The organism is Desulfomarina sp. (genome assembly GCF_054039375.1).
The window spans coordinates 1-21785 of the sequence record NZ_JBPLBA010000068.1 but is presented as its reverse complement, the minus strand read 5'-3'; the positions used below and the strand labels follow the sequence as shown (position 1 = coordinate 21785).

Genomic DNA, 21785 nt, shown 5'->3' with positions numbered 1-21785 from the left:
ATCTCCTTTTATATCTTGGTGGTTTTGGCAATGCCAAAGAGACCGGTCGGTTTTATTGACAAAATAACAAGCAGTACGGTAAAGGCGAGCAGGTCTCGATAAGTGGATGGAAAAACCGCCACCACCAGAATCTCCACAGCCCCAAGGAGAAATCCTCCGAGAAATGCTCCCCTGATATCTCCAATCCCGCCAACCACAGCGGCAATAAACGCCTTCCATCCGATAAGCGCACCCATATACGGTTCAAGAATGGGATAACTCATGGCGAAGAGCAGACCGGCCAGACCGGCAAAAGCCGAGCCGAGGATAAAGGTGATAACAATAATATTATCAATGGGGATGCCCATGAGCGGTACCGCAAATTTATCATAGGAAATAGCGCGCATGGCCATACCCACTTTGGTCCTGGTCACAATCCACTGCAGAATGAAAAAGGAGAGAACAGCGGTAACGATAACCGCTATTTTCAGATTGGTGAAACTCACTCCACCGACAGTATAAACCTGCACCGGAATAAGCTCAGGGAAAGCCTTTCTGCTTGCCCCGAAAATGGCGAGATTGGCATTTTCAAGAATAAGACCGCACATCAACGCGGTAATAACCACATAAAGCCTGTGCGCCCCTTTCCGTCTCAACGGTCTGTAGGCTATCCGCTCAAGGGAAACCCCCACTGCGGCAGTCAGGATCATGGTCAGCGGAATAGCCAGGGCCAGGGCAACCCACCCGGGCAACCCGACAACACCCAGCATAAAGGTGACCAGAAAAAAGGCAATATACGCCCCGACCATAAAAACATCGCCATGGGCAAAGTTTATCAGAGTCAGTACTCCGTAAACCATGGTATACCCGAGGGCAATCAAGGCATAAAAACTTCCCCACTGCAATGCATTGATTAAATTTTGAATAATACTTTCTAGCATGAAGCGCCTCTTGCACTTTGTTGTTCCTGCCGTATTGCGGGCAGTAAAAGATCGGGCTGTGACAGCAGCTGCATCACTGAGCACAGAAAACACAATCCGGCAGATACGTAGAAAACCGTACCTGCCGGATCTTTTCCCTGTATGAAGTATTCAAAAAACCACAACCAGAAAAGATATCGATTATTCAGGACATACAGATTCGGCGAATTCGAACGCACCGGAGTCACTGATCTTAACGACAACAGCACATTTTACCGGATCTCCCTGGTCATCAAACTTCATGCTGCCGGTTATACCGTCAAAAGTGGGAATAGCCGCCATGGCTTTCCGTACAGCTTTACGATCTTTTCTCAATTTACCGGTAAGACCGCCGGTGTTCTGAATAGCCTTGAGAACAATTCGGGTCGCGTCCCAGGTGAGAGCCGCAACATCGTCGGGCACATAACCGTATTTTTTTGTATACCGGTCAATGAACTCCTTAGTGGCGCCGGTAGCTCCCGCAGCCGCATAATGAGTGGAGAAATGAAGGCCTTTACAGTCATCCCCGCAAAGGGTCATAAGCTCGGAAGAACCCCAGGCGTCAGAACCCATGAACTCACCTTTATAACCGAGCTGATGGGCCTGCTTCACAATGAGAGCCACCTGATTATAATTGTCAGGCAGGAAGATAAAATCAGGTTTGGCGCTGATGATTTTGGTCAGCTGCGCTGAAAAGTCCTGATCCTTGGTTCCATGACTTTCAAAAGCCACGACGGAACCTTTACCGATTTTTTTCTCAAAAACATCACGGAAGATTTCTGCCAGACCTTTTGAATAGTCATTGGAAAGGTCATAGAGAACCGCTGCAGTTTTGGCATTAAAAGTCTTTACAGCAAAATTCACAGCAACAGGTCCCTGGAAAGGATCCAGGAATGCTGCCCGGAAAACCCAGGGGCGATCCAGAGTGGTGTCCGGATTGGTGGACCAGGGAGAGACCATTACCGTCTGGTTGTCATCGGCAACCTGCCCGGCCGGAACCGCCTGTTTACTGGAATTGGGTCCAATCATTGCCAGAACCTGATCCTTATCGATAAGTTTGAGAGCTGTGGTTACAGCGGATTCCGCCTTTGCTTCATTATCCTCGTAGATGAACTCGAGCATATATTTTTTTCCACCAACTTCCAGTCCGCCGGCACCATTGATATCAGCCTTCAGCATCTCTGCCGAAAATTTGGAAGACTCACCGACCTTGGGGATATCTCCAGTCAATGGAATATTGTAACCGATCTTGATCGTATCGGCAGACAGGGCCGCACCTGCAACAAACAGGGCGGAACAGGATACAATTGCGGCGATTAACCTCTTCTTCATAAACTCCTCCTCCTTTACGTTTTATAGTCAGCCCCGATCGCCCATAAACCCGTAATTGCTCACAGGCACCCCAGCTTTTCACGGTCTCTTTTATCCGTATAAGTAGGTTATAGCGGACAAAAGAGCCTGCAAAAATCTGGGACACCTGTGAGCAATTACATCAATCCGGACCAACCGGATTTTCCGCTACCTGCGTAAAACAAGGCAAAAGCGGAAACAGTGAATCAACTCAGGTCTCCGGTAAAAAACCAGTTTCCGGACGGACGTAAAGTGGCGTCCATCCGAACAAACTACTTATACCTGTAATTGTTCCGTAATTCAAAACAGTTTTTAGAAAAAGAATTTATTTTTTACTAAAACCCTGCAGCCTGCAAGCTTGTCCGGAAACCGCGACAGTTTAGTGACATCCTATCACTCCGAATCTAAACACATTTCTCCGAAGATTTCCGGGCAGGATAATTATTTTGTTCGGCCTTGCCGGTCACTTTGTTTTACGGTGAATCTCATCGTGGCAAACCGTACAGACAGTAATAAGGTTGCTTTCCGTGTTGTCGCCACCCTTTGCATGGTATTTTTTATGATGTAACTCCAAATGACGGGGATCAGATTTATTCCATTCTTCGTGCGACCATTTACAAACAGTACATTTGTAATTGTCCCTTCGAAGTACCTCTCTTTTAACCGGATCTGGAATATGTCTGTCATGCTCAGGACTCCGGCGCTCAGCCTCAAGCAAATAAACACCTACTTCAAGATCAGGACGGCCGGTATTTTGCGTAACAACGGGCCAGCCATATTCAGTGCGCAACTCTCTAACCCTTCTTGCCCATTCCGACCTGTCTTTTGCCAGGTATTTCAATTCCTCACCTGTCACTTTTTGGCCGACGTTTCTCCTTAAATATTTTAGTATTTTATCCCTGACGGAAATATTTTCCCTTCTGATTTCATTGGCAAGGTTCCAACGATGGGCCGCATCTCTATCTTGCTGTTGAGAAAGTAATATATAATCGGAAGGCCCCATTGATGTTACATCAATATCCGGAAGAGAAAATTCGTTTTCTTCCGCCATTTGTCCAGCTGTCAGACCGCTTGCAATTGACCATCCGAACTGTACTTTCAGCTCTCGAACCCTTCGGGCGTATTCCTGGATACCTGAAACGACAAGCAACTCATCGCCACTTATAATAGCAGCTGGGTATTTTAAAAAATAATGAAGGATTCGATCTCTGGCGCTTCTTGCTGTGGTGGATGGTATTAAAGATTTCCCCAACTCTCGTAACTGGTGAAAACAAGGGACAAGAGAAAGAACTTTAGTTCGTAAATCGTCTGATTTTAATTCCAGCTTAAAGTTGGTTAATAATTTCTGTAATTCTTTTCTGATTTCTTCAGATTCCATATTCAGTTTTCTCTTGTGAAGACGTCCATTGTCCATCTTCTTGATCGAGTAGCATTCTGACTACATCTGCCACTCTTGCCGCAAGAAGAGGTGGCACAGCATTCCCTATTTGTTTGGCAATTTCAATTTTTGAACCTATAAATCTGAAACTGTCAGGAAAACTTTGGAACCGCGCGGCTTCCCTGTGTGTAATGGGCCGATGCTGTTCCGGATGTAAATAACGGCCTTTTTCCGGTTTAAAAAATTCTGTGCGTATCGTAACGGAAGGCTTGTTCCACCAAAGCCGGCCGAACAGATCAGTGCCCCCTGACTTCTTTCTTATCCAGCATTTCGGCGTTAACTCAGGCGCAATACGTTGCAAGTCAAAACGATTCATTCCTTCAAACGGTATTGCTCTATATCGTTTGCGGCTGAGTTCCGTTGGATTTCTCCCAAAATGTAAATCCAGTGGTGGATCAATCTTTCTGATTTCCGTTCCTGCAGGAGGAGGCAGGTCGGCAATAGCGTCTCTAACGGTTTTCCATCTCGCAGGTGTTGATAAATACTCTTCCCTGAGAGAAGGGAGAGTCAACAGCTTTCCATTACTATTTGGATTAAAATGAGTTTTTCGTGGAGGAAACAAAACGGAAGGGTCTGCAAATTTACACCCTATGATAAAAGCTCTGGTACGAGTTTGCGGGACTCCGTAATCCGCGGCCGTTAATTTAGTTTGCCATACTTGAAAACCAAGAGATTTTGCAGCTCGAACAATTTCACGATGTTCGGATGTTCCTAGTAACTGTGGAACATTCTCCATGACAAAAATTGAGGCTCCGGATCTCTCGACAACATCTAAATATGGCCGCCACAACTCTTTACGAGAGTCGTTTTTACGATTTTTATTTAAAAGACTGAACCCCTGGCAAGGGGGGCCGCCAATCACAACATCAGCTCCCGGTATTTCGATTTTGTCCTGTGCCAATATCTCAACAATGTCTCCTCCAACACAATGTGGGCCGAAATTTTCATTGTATGTATCAACACAGAATTGATTAAAGTCGTTTGCCCAGACAGATTGAAATGGTTGACCGAAAACTTCTGAGAATCCCAATGACATGCCGCCAGCACCGGAAAATAAATCTATGAGGCGATAACGTCTTGGATTTTGCAGCAACTCACCAGAACAACGCAAATGATAAGTCACTTCATCTTCATTTACAATAAATGCTTTGTTGATTTTTATAGTGTTTTCAAGTCGGTACATAGTCAATTCGGCTGTGTTTCATGGGTGATCAAGAAACGAAAAAGATAATTACTCCATTTCAGGACAATTAAGCGAGACTTCAACCCTGCGGTTGGACTGTTTGTGCTGCCTGCTGTCATTGGCCACCAGCGGCATGCTTTCACCGTAACCAAAAATTCTGATTCTATCTGCGTCCAACCCTATGACACCCTGGATGTAGCCAAGTACGGCCCTGGCTCTGTCAAAACTCAGCTTGAGATTATAATCAGCCTCCCCGTCACTGTCGGTGTGCCCTTTTATGCACACTGTGCTTCCCGCCACACGTTCATCTCCCAGGGCTTTGCCAAGTTCTGCCAGAAGTGGATAGGCTGAAGGGCGCAGGACAGCCGAGTTCACATCAAATTCCACCTTCAACCGGGCTGCGTTTTTCTCTTCGGCCACTGCCACTTCCACATCTACGGTTACCTCCTCACCCTGCTTATTTCTGGCCCGTATCCGAATACCCCGTGTGGGTACCTGTTTCACTACAAAACTGCGGGTAAGACCGTACCGTTTTTTACCTCCCAGCATCTGCCGAACCATCGCATCGCTGTTGTCGACAAAACCAGCATCTTCAGCCAGACAGACCGTAACAAAAGAAAATATCAGGATGAACATCATCACAATCAATGATCGCATGTCACTACTCCCCAATCTTAAATGATAATGCGGCCCTGACCGCTGCGGAATCGACAATTTTTTTCGTCAAGCGGATTCCCCGTGTCCCGGCAGTAAAATTTTTCGGAAAAGGTGAAGTGCTCGCCAGTGCCTTAAGCCTGTCAACTCCGGCAGGAGGTGTAACTTCCAGGATAAATTCTCCATTCTCCGGTGGAACACGGTATATCCTGCCGGGCTCACAAAGCCTGCCGGGCTGATACACATTGGGATAAATTACCGTTACCTCACCATCCGGAGTTACATCGATAATCTGCACAAACAACGGCTCAGTGACCTCGAAAAATATCTTAATGGTGTCACCCGGAAAATACTGTTCTTTGTCCGTCCAGAAACGCAGCATACCATCGGAACTTTCCCCTCTGTTCGATGCCGTCCGCGAGTCCCCGGCCACCATGTCTTTTTCCAGGTCTTCCCACTGATAATAATACGGCTGCGCCTTTAAATACCCTTCTGCCACCGCAACTATCTTCCCGTTTTTGAGGTCGATAAGTTTCAGACTGCACTGAACAAAACCGCCATCAAGCCGAACCTTACCGGTAATGATATAATCGGTACCGAGCAGTGTTCCCGCCCCGGCATCGGCAGTGGCACCCGATAAATTAAGCGCCCATTCATCGAAAATCAGTTTCAGATTCTTTTTCTCTATAAATGACAACTTCCTCTTCATGCCCACACGGATAAGAACAGGTTCAATCTGCTGAAATATTTCGGCAGAAAGTTTCGAGCTCTCACCGTTGCTTCCGGTCAGCTCAACGAAACCTACCACCCTGCCCTGTTCCACACCCTGAAACAGCCGTTCGGCTGCGCCATAAAACGTCTGTCTGGCCAGACAACCGGCAGCCGGAAAGAATATTGCCGGCAACGCCAGAAAAATCAGTATAATCAGCCGCACAATACGGTTTTTTGTTTTCATATTTTTATTCCTCTTAACAGCTCACCACCACACAACTCACATTATCCCTGCCACCTTCAGCCAGGCTCAACTCAATCAACCGATCAACAACAGTATTCCCATCACCGGAACCAAGTATTTCTGCCAGTTTCCCGGGCTCATTCCACAAGGCCATACCGTCGGTTGCCAGTAAAAAACGCATTCCCCGCTCCAGGCGGCCGTCAACACAACCAACCACAGGGGGCACATCACGGGAACCGAGCGCCTGGCTGAGTTGATTTCGATCAGGGTGTGTCAGGGCCTCTTTCTCACTGATATCCCCCCAGTTCACCATCTGCTGCACCACGGTATGATCAACACTGAGCTGCTGCAGGTTCCCCTTGTGCAATAACCAGCCCCTGGAGTCACCAACCCAGCACAGTTGCCAGGAGTTACACGTTAGCAGTAATGCCACAACCGTGCTGCCCGGCCTTGAATGCGTATCCTCCTTTCCCGTTCCCAGCCCGGCAATTTCCCTGTGTGCGGCAAGCAGAGAATCCTTCAGCGTTTTTCCGGCCCGGATTTCAGCGGCAATGGTATCCGCCGCACATTTGCTGGCAGTTTCTCCACCTCTGTGCCCGCCCATACCATCACTGACCAGGTATAACCCGATCTCCTCCGCGATCAGCAGACTGTCTTCATTATTCTTCCGCAACCTGCCGATATCGCTTCTGCCGGCTGCTATTGGTGTTATTTCCCCACGTGACCCACCGCGAAAAAATAACCCGGCCAGTCTGTTCAAAATCATAGAATCTTCACCATCCAGTCCTGTTCATCAACCCTCAATACATCTCCAACTGCCAGTAAAAATTCCGAGCACCCGGTTCCGGCAGCCAGAGGGTGACTATCATTCTCCTTCACACTGATACACGGCCGTCCCTGCCGCCAGCTCAGACTTCCGCTGCTTTCCCGCTGTCCGGTTATCCAGTGCAGGGGCGCAGAACCGCCAAGCAAAACCAGCCTTTTTCCTTTTTCCGGTCCGCTCCGAACTGCCAGTACCATTCCTTTACCATGAACAGCCCTTTCGACAACCAGAACAGTTACCGGACCGATTGCGATACAATCCTTTTCCTTTAGTGGCGATGTTGACACAGGCTCATCATTCACCATTATTTCCCCTCCATCACTGTTGATGGAAAATCCGCCATCACTCAGCAGCAGCCACCCGTGGGGTTTTCTCGACACATGCGGGTCACTGACGGAAAGAGGCCAGCGTTCTCCCCGCCCGACACCCTGCCTGGGGCCGGGCGCAATAACAATAACCTGCCTGATCCCTTCAAGCATCAAACCGGCAGCCGGGCGGACAAGCTCCTTTGCTTCAGCCAGCAGATCTTCATTTCTACAGGATTTGCTTTTAAGCATCCGCATAATTTCCCCGCCGTCTCTTTTGGCAATGGCCCTGGCCAAATGCTTTTCCTTCCTGCGGGAAGACACCCGGGGCAGAAGAAACAGTGAAAGCAGCACAAAACCGACAGCCAGACCAGAACCAAACCGGAGCTGTTTAAGACCATTACCTGCCTGCTTCACCCGGGGAAGCGATGTAACAACTGTACTGGAAACATAATTTTTAATATCCGCGCCGCTGCGGACAAAAACAAACTCACCCTGCTCATGGCCGGTAAAGAGAATGGGCAGACATTCCGGTTTCTGGATGGAATTATTGGTGACCACTGGAGCGATCTGCGTAAACAACTCTCCAACCGAGAAGATATCCCGGTCTGTGGTTCGCAGAAATTTCAGAAAATGATAGGCAAAGATGGAATGGCCCTCACTGCCCCCGTCCAGCACCGGCTCCTTGCCGCCGGAGGTCAGGCCCTGGCGACTTTTGCTCCGGTAGAGACGCTGGTGATATCGATCATCAATCTTCGCGGAAAAAGACCGGTAATCCCCGAACAGGGAACCGGCAAAGCAGGAGTCGGAAACAAGCAGTACATGCCTGGCGGGCATTCTCTTGATGAGCTCTCTCAGATCACTGTTCTTTAGATAGGTCTGTCTTTTGCCGGGCACCGCGTCAACCGGATACCACCAGCCCTCACCAAGCTCCTCGTCAAGATCACCATGGCCGCCATAGTATATCAGCACCGAATCGTCCTCAGTGCTTTCAACAATCAGTTTGCGCAGAGCGGTATCAATATTGTCCCAGGTGGCCTGCCGATCAAACAGGGTGGTTACCTCAAAACCATATCCCTCCGACAATATTTTTGCCAACTCCCGGCCATCCGACACCGGCGTGCGCAGATCGGTTACACGCCTGTCCTGGTAATCACCTATACCAATAATCAGGGCCTTCCAGGTCCCCTGGTCTGCAGCGGCGACAATACAGGGAGTAACAAGAAACAGAATAACAGAAATAAATATTTTTTTCAGTTTCATCCTTTTTTCATAAAGTTGTTGACAACTACTTTTTATCCGTCAGCCGACTACCTGTTGCTCCAGCATTGTTCCCCATGCTTCGGCCTGACATTGTTCCCACGCTCCAGCATCAGCATTGTTCCCACGCTCCAGCGTGGGAACACAACCCCGGACGCTCCGCGTCACAAACTCACCAGCAGTCAATATCTAGCAAACCCTCTCCACGAAAGTAATTCCCGGCACTCGAATAGCGCCAATGTTCAGCCTGTCCAACATAGCCGCGTTTAACCGGGTTACCATGGATATAATCAAGTTTTGCACGCATCATTTTCTCGTCAAGAATCAATTCAGCATGACTTCCTTCCTGCCAGAACTGGTATTGCCGATCGTGCTTATGCTTCTTTTTTGCACCACGCAGACGAGACAGCAGTATCTCCACCCGTCGTGAGTGCAGAGCATCAATAATCTTGCGAGCCGTAAATGACTTGAAGCTGCTAACACATTTATCCAGCCTCTCCGCCCGGGCAATAAAATGACAATGGTTCTCCAGGATAACATAACCGTACAACTTCAACCCGTTCTGCCTCTGATAGCGCCATGTTTCCAGAAGAATGTCCACCGTTTCCGGGCGGGTGAACACCGGCAACCACTCTACAACCGTACACGTCAGGAAGTGCGGTTTGTCAGGTTCGGTTATCAGGTAGCGGCTTCTTCCCATTGTGGTTGATTGCTTTTTTGACGCGGAGCGTCCGCAGCGGGTTCCCACGCCGGAGCATGGGAACAATTATAATTATACAGTATTCAAACCTCAACCGGGACCTTCGCACCTGTCATCCGACTGCGGTGCTACCAGCCCCGGAAGGCTTACTGCTGTTTTCGCTCACATCTGAGCAGGATACAACCCTGGACATCGGGAGACTCCGCCTCCCTGTGTGCTGAAAAGAACAAGACGGAAACCCAGATTGTTGTTCCGATTGCCCGGCGAATTCCTGTTACGGTTCGCTGTACGCACGTTCCTGGCCGTGTTGTTCCAACTGCCGCCGCGATTCACGCGGTTCGAGCTTATGGGCTGCACCCTCTTCACCGATCGTAACCGGTAAAATCTCTCTCCATAATCTGTTCTACCATATTCTGTCTCCCGGCAAAAAATTTCTGCCGAAAGCCAAGAGCATCCGCCTGCCGGGTAAACGCAATCAACGGCTCAACATGGGCGACCAATGTGGGTGTATCCCACTTACCCGCCAGCCATTGCTGCTCATACTCATCAAGCCTGGCTGCAAACCTCCTTCGACTCCGTTTGCCAAGCAGGATACGCCCTGGAAATATAACATACCCTAAAAACGCAATTCCAAGTGAACATCGATGAAGCTGAACGGAGTTTTTCACAGTAAGACCAAGTGTCTCAGCCAGGTAAATACGTAAATTCTTCAACTCTCCGCGCAAAACTTCACGACTGTCACTGAACAACAGGCAATCATCCATATACCGTATATACCCAGGTATTTTCCGCTGTTCTTTTATCCAGTGATCAAAGACAGCAAGATAAAAATTGGCACAATGCTGGGAAATCAGGTTGCCGATCGGTAAACCAGTTCCCGGTGTGATGGAATAGGTGGCAAAAATCTTCCCGAAAAGGTCCAATAATCGCCTGTCTTTAATTTTTCTCTGTAAAAGCTCCAGCAGGGTGTCATGATCTATGGTATCAAAATAGTGTTTGATGTCAATTTGTAAATAATAGTGATAGCGCCTGGAAAATTTTTGACATCTCTCAATGGCTGCGTACAATCCTTTGCCCCTGCGACAGGCGTAGGAATCATGGATCGCACTCTGCTCCAGAACAGGTTCGCAGATATTCATAATTGCATGGTGCAGTACCCTCTCGGCAAAGGGTGCTGCGCAGATCAGCCGTTTCTTGGGATCAAACACGTAAAAAAAACGGTAATTGCCAACCGAACAGTTCTCTTCCAGCAACTGCTGTCGCAGTGCCTGCAGGTTTTTTTGTAAATGTTTTGCATACTCGACGACATACTGCCTGCTCTGTTTACCCTTCCTGGCTTTTACATAGGCAAGACATATATTTTCGTAAGTATGTACCAGGTCATAGAGATTACCTGCTCTTTTCATCCTGTTCGACTTCTCTGCCTTGATTATATTCTGCCACTATTGCAATAACGGTTTCACCGTATTTATCCGCCCTGCCCTCACCGATACCGTCGATAGCCGTCAGTTCCGCCCTGTTGGCGGGCCGCCGTTTCGCAAGCCCGGCCAACTGTTCATTATTCATTATGTTATAAAGGGGCAACCCGGTTTTATCGGCAATCTCACGCCGTCAGTCTCTCAGCTTTGCAAAAAGAGTAAAATCATCCGGAGACAGGATTTTTTTATAATCCACCCTTGACTTGACAGACTTCCTTTTCCCTTCTCCATCATTTTTTGCAGACTCCATATACTCAACAGAGACAGACCAGAAGGAATTGCCGCCGTCGGCAACAAATTCTCTTCGTACCGACACTACGGTAACAGTGCATAAAAAATTGTTCAGCCTCTCCTCGCCAATCTCGCTGTCACGAGTATTTATGGTAAAAAAACGATATCCAATGCCCATCATTATTCTTCACTGTTCACTTTAGTTCCCACGCTGGAGCGTGGGAACCATAAACGCCAGGCATACATTGTACCCACACTACGGCGTGGGTACACAGCATTGTTTCCACACTCCGGCGCCAACATTGTTCCCATGCTCCGGCGTGGGAACATATATCGGACGCTCCGCGTCATAACCTCACCATGGTAACGTCATGCTTCCAAAAGGATGCCAACATTGAACATTGGCCACCACTCTACATTGTACATGCAGGGAATGCGGTTGCCTGTCATTGTGGACTTTGGGACGCAGAGCGTCCTTAGCAGGTTCCCACGCTGGAGCGTGGGAACTATTCCCCCCCCCTCCCCTTTTCATCGCCATGCGTCCGGAGCAGCGTGACGGACCGACGCACCCGACCCGTCGGGTGACGCCAGGCCGCCCCGGCAGCCCCGGCCGGATGGCGATGGTCCTTGCCGTACCCGGCACACTACTGTCCTGAAAGAACAAGACGGAAACCCAGATTGCCGATCCGATTGCCCGGCGAATCCCTGTCACGGTTCGCAGTACGCACGCCCCTGGCCGCGTAGTTCCAACTGCCGCCGCGATTCACGCGGTTCGAGCCTGACGATGGCCCCCCGGGGTTATTCTCTGGACTCTTACCATAGTAACCACTGTCGTACCAGTCCTGACACCATTCCCAGACATTGCCGGACATATCATAAAGACCCAAACCGTTGGCGGATTTCGTGCCTACCCTATGGGTTGAGCTGCCGCTGTTATCATCAAACCAGGCAACAGATTCCGGCCTGTTTGCACCTGCGTATTTCTCGTTTTTGCCTCCGCTTCTGGCCGCATATTCCCACTCGGCTTCCGTTGGCAGTCTGTATTTTTTGCCTGTTCGGTTGTTCAGCTTTTTAATAAACGCCTGGGCATCGTTCCAACTCACTCTTTCCACCGGATAGCGATCACCTTTTTTGAATCTGGATGGATTGCCCCCCATAATCTTCTTGTACTCTCCCTGGGTTACTTCGTATTTCCCTATATAAAAACCATCCACACACACTTTATGGACGGGCTTTTCATCGCTGTATCCACCGCCAAAGGTATCACCCATCCGGTAACAGCCGCCTTTTACCCATGTGAACTCCATACCGGTTACTGTATCTTTAAACTGTGTTACCCGCGCCAAACCAGCATGGGCGGATACCGTTTCACCAGCCAGGACCTTGACCTGTTTTTGCCACGGTTTGTACATAGGCAATGTCATTGCGACATCAATCCGACCCGGCAAATGATCTACTACCAGCGGTGTTGTGCCAACAGGTTTTCCATCCACCGAAACTCTTGCCCCGGAAGGTACAGAACTCAATTTAACCTGACCCTGCTTTAGTTCATCAAGTTCAACATGTTGGATTACTGTCTGCGAGGCTTCTACTTCTATGTTTTTCTGCCAGGGCTTATATTTTTTCAGTTGCAGACCAAGCTTATATTGTCCTTTAAGAACCTGGGAAAAACCGTAGGGTGTTTTCCCCAGTTTTTGGCCGTCAAGCAGCACAGTTGCCCCGGCAGGTTTACTTGTAATCTGCAGGCCGCCATAAATGGAAACCAGATCGGCAACAACCTCACCGGTTACAAGCGGTTTGACTTCCACCTTACGCTGCCACGGGTCAAAACCTTTCTTTTTCAATTCTATTAGATGGTTACCGGCATCAATATGTTCCACTGTTGCTGGTGTGGTGCCAACTGCTTTCTTTTCAATAAATATCTCCGCACCAGCCGGTGTGCTCTCAAAGCGGAGATCACCAAAGGGTTCGGGAACAAGTTTTGCAGTCAGGTGGATGGGTTTATCCTGCTGAATAAAGATCTTTTCCGTGTGAACCAGATATTTCTCCAGTTCCAGACGAACGGTATGGGTGCCGTTGGCCAGATCGGAGACGGCTGTGGGTGTTTTTTCCACCCGGCCGTCATCGACAAAGAGCAGGGCTCCGGGTGGCTCACTTTCCACACTGAGGATCGGCCCGCCCCGAACAAGTTGCCCAACATCGAAAGAATAGTAATAGCCCCCCACGGCCAGAGCAGCCACCAGCAGAAAGCCCAAACCGGCAAAGAGATATTTGCTGCGTCCTGCCTGCTTGCGTCCTGCCGGTTTTTTCTTTTTCTTCTGCTGCCTTTTTCTGCCCTGCACCACTTGCTTTTCACCGGTCAACATCCCCACAAGCTCCCCGGCGGACTGCGGACGATCTTCACGCTCTTTTGCAAGCCCTGCCAAAAGCGCTGCGTTGACATAATCCGGCAGGCCTGCAATCGGTTCAACTTCCTCATGCATTATCTGCCAGCGCAGGTCACCGGTATAAAAGGGCGGGTTACCCGACAGCAGCTCGTAGATTATAGCCGCAAAGGCGTAGATATCCGTTGCCTTGCCAATACCCTTGCCACGCAACTGTTCCGGCGCCATATAGGCAAGGGTGCCGGCACTGTCATGGCCGGAAATGCGGGTGGCGGAGTCACGCATTACCCGGGCAAGGCCGAAATCGGCTATCTTGGGTGTACCGTCTTCGGTCAGCAGGATATTGAGCGGTTTCAGGTCACGATGGATCACCGCGGGACTCGCGGAATGGGAGTAGTCAAGGGCTTTGGCAATCTGCCGGACAACAGGCAGTATTTCTTCAAGGCCGAGAGTAACTCCGGCCTGGAGATGGGCCAGGGTACCACCGCCCACGTATTCCATTACCACAAAGGCCTGGCCTTCCCAGGTATCGAGGGTATGCAGGCGGACGATATTTTCATGGGTCAGTCCCATGGCTATACCCGTTTCCCGCTTGAGGTCACCAACCGCGCGCGGATCCATGCAGAGCTCCTGGGGGATAACCTTGAGAGCTACCTGTTTGTCCATCATCCGGTCATGGGCGAGATAGACGATCCCCATACCGCCACGGCCTATCTCTCTTTGTATCTCGTAACGCTCTTTAACAACAACACCGACCACTATCTGGATATCCGGCGCCCCGCCGGGGCCGATGGTTGCCATATTGTCTACCGCGTCCCGGCTTAAAGGGGCTTTACAGTGCGGGCAGGAGGGGCTGCCTTCGGGAATTTCCTTGCTGCATTTCCAACATGTCTGCATAGTTCTCCGACTGGGTTTAGGGAAATTTTTAAATTTTAAATTTTAAAAATGACACCTAACACCAAATCAACCCCACGTCAAGTCTCCTGTCGGGCCAGAGACCTGACTCCGGCAAAGGCAGTATCCCTGCTCCGGCACCAGCATAGTCTCCATGCTCCGGCACCTCCATAGTTCCCATGCTCCGGCACCACCATAGTTCCCATGCTCCGGCGTGGGAACAAATACCGGATGTTTCGTGTCTCAAAATGCCCAACATTGCATACTGGCAGCCACACTGTATTTACAGTTTCCTGCCGTTGCGGGCTTTGGCACGCGGAGCGTTCCGGCCAGGTTCCCACGCTGGAGCATGGTAACTATGAAACCATAAAAATCACCTGCCACCGAGCAGGACGCAAGTTTTTTCCAATCACGGACAAAACTCAGCCTGACACCACTCCAGCTGAGTTTCACGGACAATCAGAATTTTCTCTCGAACTGTCAGACCAGAGACTTGACTCCGGCAAAGGCCTCATGTTCCGCCCCGTGCTTTTCAACCAGCAGCACATCTGGCAGTTTTTGAATTTGCTTGATAACCTGATCCAGTTTCACCTGTTCCACAACCTGCAGCCACATCCGACTCGTTTTCCCGCTCTTTTCAGGAACACAGACTATTCCCTCAAGATTGTATGCCCTGCGTGAAAAAAGACCACAGATATGGGACATGACTCCCGGATGATTGTTCACTGTCAGCTCCAATACGGTAATTGCTTCTTTCATCGGTTTTTCCTCGCTTTACTATTCACATTTTTCAGCATTGTATCCGCCCAGCATCTCACTGTTGGCCGCCCCCGGAGGCACCATCGGGTAAACCTCCTCCTCCACGGCAACAGGAACATTGATCAGACACGGTCCCTCTTCATTCAATATTCTCGACAGAAGGTAGGGAAGATCACATCCGGGACCGGTATGAAAAGCCTTCATGCCGAACCCCTTGGCTATGGCCGCAAAATCAACATCGATCTGAAAATCCGAAGCGAAACAATTCCGGTCATAGAACAGGTTCTGCTGCTGACGTACGAGCCCCAGAGATTTGTTGTTCATGACGATTATTTTGATGTTCACCTGCTGCTCAACAGCGGTCGCCAGTTCCTGAATATTCATCTGCAAACTGCCGTCTCCGGTAAAAAGGACCACCTGACTGTCAGGATTTGCAAGGGCCGCTCCGATAGCCGCCGGCAGCCCAAATCCCATGGTGCCCAGCCCGCCCGATGTCAGAAGCTGACGCGGCCTCTCTAACGGATAGACCTGGGCAGTCCACATCTGATGCTTGCCCACGTCCGTCGCCACAAAACAGTTTTTCCCCATCAGTTCTGAAATTTTCAGAATCAGACCGTAGGGTTTTTCCGGAACAATGGCATCGGGTGACGTCATGGGATACATCTCCTGCAGGACCTCGATCTGGTTTCGCCAGATTGTCCTTTCGTTGCGTTCTACCAGCGGCAGCAATGCCTTAAGAGATTCCTTCACATCACCAACCAGGCCAACATTGGCGCTTTTTAATTTGGAAACTTCACTGGGATCAATGTCCATATGGATAACATGGGCGTCCGGACAGAACTCGACAATCCTGCCGGTGGCCCGATCGTCAAACCTGGCTCCGGCGGCAATAAAAAGATCACACTCCTGCAGGGCCATGTTGGTTGAGCGGGCCGCGTGCATACCGAGCATTCCAAGGGAGAGGGGATGATTCTCCGGCAGACTGCCCAGTCCCAGAAGGGTCATGGTGGCAGGCAGAGAATTTTTTTCCAGCAGTGCCCGCGCTTCAACTGCAGCTTCTCCCAGAATAACACCTCCACCCAGACAGAGAATCGGCCGTTTTGCCCTGTTTATGAGGGTTGCCGCCGCCCGAAGCTGCCAATCTTCCGCCCTCGGCCCCGCGGCCCTTCGGCCAGGTTTCGGTAAATCAGAGAAACTGATTGATGCAGTCTGAACATCCTTCGGCACATCAATCAATACCGGTCCGGGACGACCGGAGAGGGCAAGTTCAAAAGCCTTCGGTATAATCTCCAGAAGTTCTTCAACCTCTCTCACCAGATAGTTGTGCTTGGTGATGGGAATACTCATGCCATAGGTATCAACCTCCTGAAAGGCATCCGTACCAATAAGGGATGCCGGAACCTGCCCGGTTATACAGACAACCGGAATAGAATCGAGATAGGCATCGGCAATGGCTGTCAGAATATTGGTGGCTCCGGGCCCTGACGTGGCAAAACAGACACCGGCCTTCCCGGTGGATCGTGCGATTCCCTGAGCCAGAAAGCCGGCCCCCTGTTCATGCCGACAGAGAATATGCCTGATACTTTTACTTTTCTGCAACGCATCATAAAGGGGAAGATTGGCACCGCCTGGAATACCGGCAATTATATTGATTCCCTGACGCTCCAGCATTTTGATGATAAGCTGAGCTCCATTCATCGTTTCCATGATTTTCTCCTCCTGTTGTTTATCCCGTTGGTTTTCTGCACGGAGGAAAAGAAAAACCCCCGCCGGCGGAGCGCCAACAGGGGTTTAAGTGATTTATTTTACTGGATTTTATCCCCTCACGGCACTCCGCCTTCAACCTTTCGGACCACGACCACCACGCTGAGGACCAGCACTGCGAGAATAAAAACGCTGATGGTGGAAAGAGGTGAAATCATATACGCCGTAAGTAAGATAAAAATGACGAAACAGTCGTCTATGATTTTCTGATAGCAGAAGAATCCGTGCCAGTCAAGCTTTTTCTTAAGTATAAATTCAGGTGGCCGGAAGTATACGGCATAGGAAACTTTCATTACTTATTGTACCAAAAGGGCCTTTTCGACCAAGCAGTCATTCAGATTGGATTCAGGCCACGAGGAGATTACGGTTGCGAAAAGAATCGCAAAAGGTATTGTAGAACAATTCATACCAAAATCCTTCGACAGGTTATGAGAAAAATGGTTTCTCCTTTTCATTTTACAGCAATCCCTCCTGTTTCATTCGGTCCGGGAAAAATATCTGAACTGCCTGATCTGTATGATTCTTTTGGCATGAAACCGATTTTTGTCCTCGGCTCCGCATCTCTGGAAAACAACAGCACCTGGCAAAAAGTCATGGACAGAATGAGTGACTATACCGGATCCGGGGAAACACCTGTCATTCGGATTTCCTCAGAACCCACGCCGGACCTGGTAGACGAAGCCGTCTCCCGACTTCAGGATTCCCCTGTTGATATGGTTATCGCGGTCGGAGGCGGTAGTGTTCTTGACGCGGGTAAAGCCATTTCCGCCATGCTGGTTGAACAGGAGCCCATTACCCTCTTTCTTGAAGGAGTAGGCAACAGACAGCCCACCGGTCGAAAACTGCCCTTTATTGCCATCCCGACAACAGCCGGAACAGGAAGTGAAACGACAAATAACGCGGTGATCCGATCTCCCGGCCAAAACGGTTTTAAAAAATCTTTACGTCATTCAAACTATTTTCCTGACCTTGCCCTTGTGGATCCGGAACTCGCCATCACCTGCCCGCCATCTCTTACTGCCTCCTGCGGCATGGATTGTTTCAGCCAGCTGGTTGAAGCATATCTCTCCACCCGTGCATCATCCATGACGGATTGCCTGGCCCTTGATGGTCTCCATGCCATTGCCAGGTCCCTGGAAACTGCGTTTCTCAATGGTTCCAACCTTCAGGCCAGATCAGACATGGCTTATGCAGCCCTGCTTTCCGGTATTGTTCTGAGCAATGCCGGCCTGGGAACCGTTCATGGGCTGGCGGGAACCATCGGCGGTTTTTTTAATATTCCCCACGGAACAGTCTGCGGCTCTCTGATGGCGACAACCAACCAAACCACACTTTACGCATTGAGAGCGTCTGCAGAAAAAACGGATATTGAGGAGAATGGCCTGCGGAAATACTCGAACCTGGGTAAAATTTTCAGTAAAAAATCCCAAAAGACCGACAACTGGTTCCAGGACTTCTTCATAGATGAGCTGGTTCGGCTGACCGAACTGTTCAAACTGCCGACATTCAATATCTTCGGCATGAATTCCAATGATCTAGAAAGAATAATCTCCGCCTCGAACAACAAATTTAATCCTGTGCAGCTGACCCGTGAAGATCTTCTGCACATTCTCTCCTCCAGATTACAATGATTTCCTTTTTCACCCGGGCAAGTATCTTTTCGCTCACCGCAACCTGCTTTTTCATACCTCTATCCACAGCCTTTACCGCACTTTTCTCCATCATGGCCGTACTCTTCTGGTTTCTGTCAGGAAGGTTCATGAACTTACCGAAAATACTGAGGAACTACCCGGCAGCACTGGTCTCGCTACTCCTCTTTCTCCTCTTTATCATAGGGCTGCTCTACTCACCGGCAGAACTGTCTGATGGTCTTGCCAACCTGAAGAAATACCGGGAACTGATCCTGCTGCCCATTGTTGTTTCACTCCTCGACGGCAGGCCGGGAGCACGAATAAACGCCATAAACAGTTTTGTCGCAGGTTGTATTGTCCTGATGATCGTTTCATTTTTCATGAAATTTGGAGTCATCCCTTCGGACAGATACGGTAATTCTCTGGTCTATCATATTACACACTCATTTTTCATGGCTGTGCTGGCTTTCTGGTCTGCCCATAGAACAGCCGATTCAAAACAATACAGGTATTTCTGGCTTATTATCACTTTTGCGGCCCTGGCCAATATCGGCTATGTCGCCCCGGGCAGAATCGGCATGCTGGTCCTGATCGTTCTCGGCCTGCTTTTCTGCACCCAGCGTTTCTCTTTCAGGATGCAGGCTGCAGCCATGCTCATGCTGGTCGGCCTCTGTTCGGCACTCTATTTTTCTTCGGCAAATATTTCTTCAAGAATAAACAAGGCCATTGCCGAAGTCCGTGCCTACGAACATGAACACGGATGCTCGCGAACATCAATGGGTATGCGGCTCGACTGGTATATTGACTGCATAACACTTTTCCAGGACAGACCGCTTTTCGGATATGGAACAGGTGGCTTCGGGGTGGCTCATGACAAACTGATCAAGGGAACCGGAGTCAAGCGAACCGACAATCCCCATAACGAATATCTTTTCATTGCAGTTCAACTGGGAAGCGTTGGACTCCTGCTGTTTCTGCTTCTTTTCTTCCTCGCCCTGCTGAAATCATCAAAAATGCCCAGACCGGATGGCTGGCTGTTGCAGGGTGTTATCATCAGTATGGCTACAGGATGCCTGCTCAATTCGTTTCTCTACGATTCCCAGCAGGGTCATTTTTTTGCCTTTATGGCCGCCGCTCTTCTGGCTACTACCCAGCATCATTCATTAACGTTTTCAAAACATGACGTGATCATGAAAACTTGAGAGTTCATGATTCTTTCAGAAAATTTTTGATAAATTCACAGGTTTTTTCAGTCCCCCCCTGTTTCCCGACAATATAACGATTCACCTTTTTTGCAAAAGCAGCCTTGTCCACCGGATTTTCAAGGGACTCCACCAGCAGATCCAGAACATCTTCGCGGTTGTTTCCCATTTTTACCAGCCCCTCCCTGAAAACCTCCTCCCCAACCCAGGAAAAATCAGAAAGAAACGGACCGGTCACCGGCACAACCCCGTTCATAAAGGCTTCCATGAAATTCTGCCCGCCTATGGGGGCAAGGCTGCCACCGACAAAAACACTGTTCGCCCTCCTGTACTCCTCCACCAGTTCCCCGAATACATCACGGATCACTACAGAAAAATTGTCCGTATCCTCTTTGGAAGACTGCAGGACCCAACTGATATTATTCTCCTCCAGCCGCTCCATCCATCCCTGAACACGGTGCATATGACGGGGAAAGAGATGGATTAGAAGGCCGGGAAATTTTTCCAGCAGCGCTTTGATCAGAAAAAGAATATCCTCCTCCTCATCCCGACCAACCGAGGCCAACACCAGGGACATCTTCTGCTTTTCAGTATGTTCAACCGGACAGCGACAAGTTCCGATGCGATCAAATTTAAGGTTAGGCACATGAAGCGCCCTTTCTGGACCAAGGTCAAAAAGGTCTGCAAACCGTGCTCTGTCATTTTCCGAAATGGCCAGAACTGCTGCAGGCTTGAGTCTTTTCCAGAGGAAACCGATCCTTTTATACCCACCGTAACTCTTTTCAGTCATTCGACCATTGACAATGATATATTTCCTGCCGACACGTACTATTTCCGCCAGAAGTGCCGGCCAGATCTCCAGCTCAATCAATATAAGAAGTTTGGGGTCGGCAATTTTTACTGCCCTGCGAACCAGTGCCGGACTATCAAAAACCATGTAGGCGACGGTAACCCTGTGATTCCGGTCAGCAGCAACTTTTTTAAGGATTTCCTTGCCCTGAAACGTATTGGTTGTGATGAGGATATCCAGCGTCCGCCCGACCTCGAGTCCACCAACCAGTTGCCCGGCCAGATAGGCTTCTCCGGCAGAAGCTGCGTGAATCCAGAGATCCACCCTGGAAAAAAGCACATTTTTCAGGGTACGCTCCGCACTCCCCTCCTTCAGGCGACGCGAATGAAGGAGAAAGGGAATGGCACAACTCCACAGAAATCGGTACAGCAGGAAAACCAGACGAAATAGAAATGTTTCTCTCATACAATTCGATTATTTTGAGCTACTCACAGGAAATAAAATGATAAAGTTGCCGGATCCTGTGAATAGTCAGTGCCCATCCGGAATTGAGTAATTTCCTGCAAAACAGGTAACCGGATAATAAAAGACTCAGCATAAGTCAGGTGTGATCATTTCCCATTTTCTGAGGTGCCGGATTCAGGTTATATTATGTTAACCATCATCTTTTTCACCCCGACCCGCTGCCCCCTGATATTCTGGACCACAAATCGACCCCCTCCCAGTAATCTCTGGTTCCAGCTGCACCGCAGGCGGATCTGGTCCCCCACGGATACTGCCCTGGTTCGGACCGCCCCTATTGCCAGTTCAAAACCGATTCCCCTTGGCGAAATATCAAAAAGATTTATATCCAGTTCTCTCCCGGAATTCGTTACCAGAACAGCCTTTCCGCTCTGCAGTTCCCGCAGAAGGGCTCTCCTGTTAAACACACACCTGGTGATTTCTCCACACCTGTGACAACGAATATTTCTTCTTCGCAAACTGGGCGGAACTGTTATATTTTTCTTTGTCCCACAGCCGGGACACCGGAACTGGAGCCTGTTATT

At 49.4% G+C, this 21785-nt stretch carries 24 protein-coding genes; 3 read left to right on the top strand and 21 right to left on the bottom strand.

What is annotated here, in order from left to right:
- Positions 1–8: 8 nt before the first annotated feature.
- The 14 genes from ACXLDX_RS03800 to ACXLDX_RS03735 form a co-directional block, all read right to left on the bottom strand.
- On the bottom strand, positions 9–920 hold the full coding sequence (locus tag ACXLDX_RS03800) for a branched-chain amino acid ABC transporter permease (protein ID WP_457575861.1): 912 nt from the start codon (positions 918–920) through the stop codon (positions 9–11).
- Positions 921–1100: 180 nt separating this feature from the next.
- Positions 1101–2270, bottom strand: coding sequence for an ABC transporter substrate-binding protein (locus ACXLDX_RS03795; protein WP_457575860.1), 1170 nt, complete (start codon positions 2268–2270; stop codon positions 1101–1103).
- 481 nt (positions 2271–2751) lie between these two features.
- Positions 2752–3666, bottom strand: a complete 915-nt coding sequence (locus ACXLDX_RS03790; RefSeq protein WP_457575859.1) for an HNH endonuclease — start codon at positions 3664–3666, stop codon at positions 2752–2754.
- The gene (locus ACXLDX_RS03785) at positions 3656–4909 is read right to left on the bottom strand and encodes a DNA cytosine methyltransferase (RefSeq protein WP_457575858.1); all 1254 of its coding nucleotides are present in this window, start codon (positions 4907–4909) and stop codon (positions 3656–3658) included. Before ACXLDX_RS03785 ends, ACXLDX_RS03790 begins: the two co-directional genes overlap by 11 nt.
- A gap of 48 nt (positions 4910–4957) precedes the next feature.
- On the bottom strand, positions 4958–5566 hold the full coding sequence (locus ACXLDX_RS03780; protein WP_457575857.1) for an OmpA family protein: 609 nt from the start codon (positions 5564–5566) through the stop codon (positions 4958–4960).
- A gap of 4 nt (positions 5567–5570) precedes the next feature.
- Positions 5571–6518: a DUF4384 domain-containing protein gene (locus ACXLDX_RS03775; protein ID WP_457575856.1), complete on the bottom strand. Its 948-nt coding sequence runs from the start codon at positions 6516–6518 to the stop codon at positions 5571–5573.
- A gap of 13 nt (positions 6519–6531) precedes the next feature.
- Entirely contained in the window at positions 6532–7284 is a 753-nt protein-coding gene (locus tag ACXLDX_RS03770) for a PP2C family protein-serine/threonine phosphatase (protein ID WP_457575855.1), read from the bottom strand.
- Positions 7281–8909: a caspase family protein gene (locus ACXLDX_RS03765; RefSeq protein ID WP_457575854.1), complete on the bottom strand. Its 1629-nt coding sequence runs from the start codon at positions 8907–8909 to the stop codon at positions 7281–7283. The genes ACXLDX_RS03770 and ACXLDX_RS03765 overlap by 4 nt, the downstream gene beginning before the upstream one ends.
- 39 nt (positions 8910–8948) lie before the next feature.
- On the bottom strand, positions 8949–9074 hold the full coding sequence (locus tag ACXLDX_RS03760; protein WP_457575853.1) for a hypothetical protein: 126 nt from the start codon (positions 9072–9074) through the stop codon (positions 8949–8951).
- Between the two features lie 4 nt (positions 9075–9078).
- A complete protein-coding gene (locus tag ACXLDX_RS03755; protein WP_457575852.1) occupies positions 9079–9606 on the bottom strand; it encodes an REP-associated tyrosine transposase in 528 nt (175 codons plus the stop codon).
- 162 nt (positions 9607–9768) lie between these two features.
- Complete coding sequence (locus tag ACXLDX_RS03750; RefSeq protein ID WP_457575886.1) at positions 9769–9963, bottom strand: SUMF1/EgtB/PvdO family nonheme iron enzyme; 195 nt, start codon at positions 9961–9963, stop codon at positions 9769–9771.
- A 5-nt stretch (positions 9964–9968) separates the two neighbouring features.
- Entirely contained in the window at positions 9969–11012 is a 1044-nt protein-coding gene (locus tag ACXLDX_RS03745; RefSeq protein WP_457575851.1) for a reverse transcriptase domain-containing protein, read from the bottom strand.
- The gene (locus tag ACXLDX_RS03740; protein WP_457575885.1) at positions 10996–11208 is read right to left on the bottom strand and encodes an HRDC domain-containing protein; all 213 of its coding nucleotides are present in this window, start codon (positions 11206–11208) and stop codon (positions 10996–10998) included. Before ACXLDX_RS03740 ends, ACXLDX_RS03745 begins: the two co-directional genes overlap by 17 nt.
- A 9-nt stretch (positions 11209–11217) precedes the next feature.
- A complete protein-coding gene (locus ACXLDX_RS03735) occupies positions 11218–11496 on the bottom strand; it encodes a hypothetical protein (RefSeq protein WP_457575850.1) in 279 nt (92 codons plus the stop codon).
- Positions 11497–11773: 277 nt separating this feature from the next.
- Between ACXLDX_RS03735 and ACXLDX_RS03730 the strand changes: the two genes are divergently transcribed.
- A complete protein-coding gene (locus ACXLDX_RS03730) occupies positions 11774–11971 on the top strand; it encodes a hypothetical protein (protein ID WP_457575849.1) in 198 nt (65 codons plus the stop codon).
- Here ACXLDX_RS03730 and ACXLDX_RS03725 read toward each other — a convergent pair.
- From ACXLDX_RS03725 to ACXLDX_RS03705, 5 genes are all read right to left on the bottom strand, one after another.
- Complete coding sequence (locus tag ACXLDX_RS03725; RefSeq protein WP_457575848.1) at positions 11960–14596, bottom strand: PEGA domain-containing protein; 2637 nt, start codon at positions 14594–14596, stop codon at positions 11960–11962. The two genes, ACXLDX_RS03730 and ACXLDX_RS03725, sit on opposite strands and share 12 nt — an antisense overlap.
- Before the next feature lie 77 nt (positions 14597–14673).
- Positions 14674–14799: a hypothetical protein gene (locus ACXLDX_RS03720; RefSeq protein ID WP_457575847.1), complete on the bottom strand. Its 126-nt coding sequence runs from the start codon at positions 14797–14799 to the stop codon at positions 14674–14676.
- 274 nt (positions 14800–15073) lie between these two features.
- Entirely contained in the window at positions 15074–15352 is a 279-nt protein-coding gene (locus tag ACXLDX_RS03715) for an ACT domain-containing protein (RefSeq protein WP_457575846.1), read from the bottom strand.
- 18 nt (positions 15353–15370) lie between these two features.
- Entirely contained in the window at positions 15371–17059 is a 1689-nt protein-coding gene (gene ilvB / locus ACXLDX_RS03710) for an acetolactate synthase large subunit (protein WP_457575845.1), read from the bottom strand.
- Between the two features lie 116 nt (positions 17060–17175).
- Positions 17176–17409 (bottom strand): hypothetical protein, encoded by a 234-nt coding sequence (locus tag ACXLDX_RS03705; protein ID WP_457575844.1) that lies wholly within the window; start codon positions 17407–17409, stop codon positions 17176–17178.
- A 135-nt stretch (positions 17410–17544) separates the two neighbouring features.
- On the opposite strand from ACXLDX_RS03705, the gene ACXLDX_RS03700 reads away from it, so the two are divergent.
- Positions 17545–18747: an iron-containing alcohol dehydrogenase gene (locus ACXLDX_RS03700; RefSeq protein ID WP_457575843.1), complete on the top strand. Its 1203-nt coding sequence runs from the start codon at positions 17545–17547 to the stop codon at positions 18745–18747.
- A gap of 128 nt (positions 18748–18875) precedes the next feature.
- Positions 18876–19949: an O-antigen ligase family protein gene (locus tag ACXLDX_RS03695; RefSeq protein ID WP_457575842.1), complete on the top strand. Its 1074-nt coding sequence runs from the start codon at positions 18876–18878 to the stop codon at positions 19947–19949.
- Positions 19950–19953: 4 nt separating this feature from the next.
- Here ACXLDX_RS03695 and ACXLDX_RS03690 read toward each other — a convergent pair whose 3' ends face one another.
- Together ACXLDX_RS03690 and ACXLDX_RS03685 are read right to left on the bottom strand one after the other, a co-directional pair.
- A complete protein-coding gene (locus ACXLDX_RS03690) occupies positions 19954–21204 on the bottom strand; it encodes a 3-deoxy-D-manno-octulosonic acid transferase (protein WP_457575841.1) in 1251 nt (416 codons plus the stop codon).
- 179 nt (positions 21205–21383) lie between these two features.
- The coding region (locus tag ACXLDX_RS03685; RefSeq protein ID WP_457575840.1) for a hypothetical protein at positions 21384–21785 on the bottom strand (402 nt) is incomplete at its 5' end.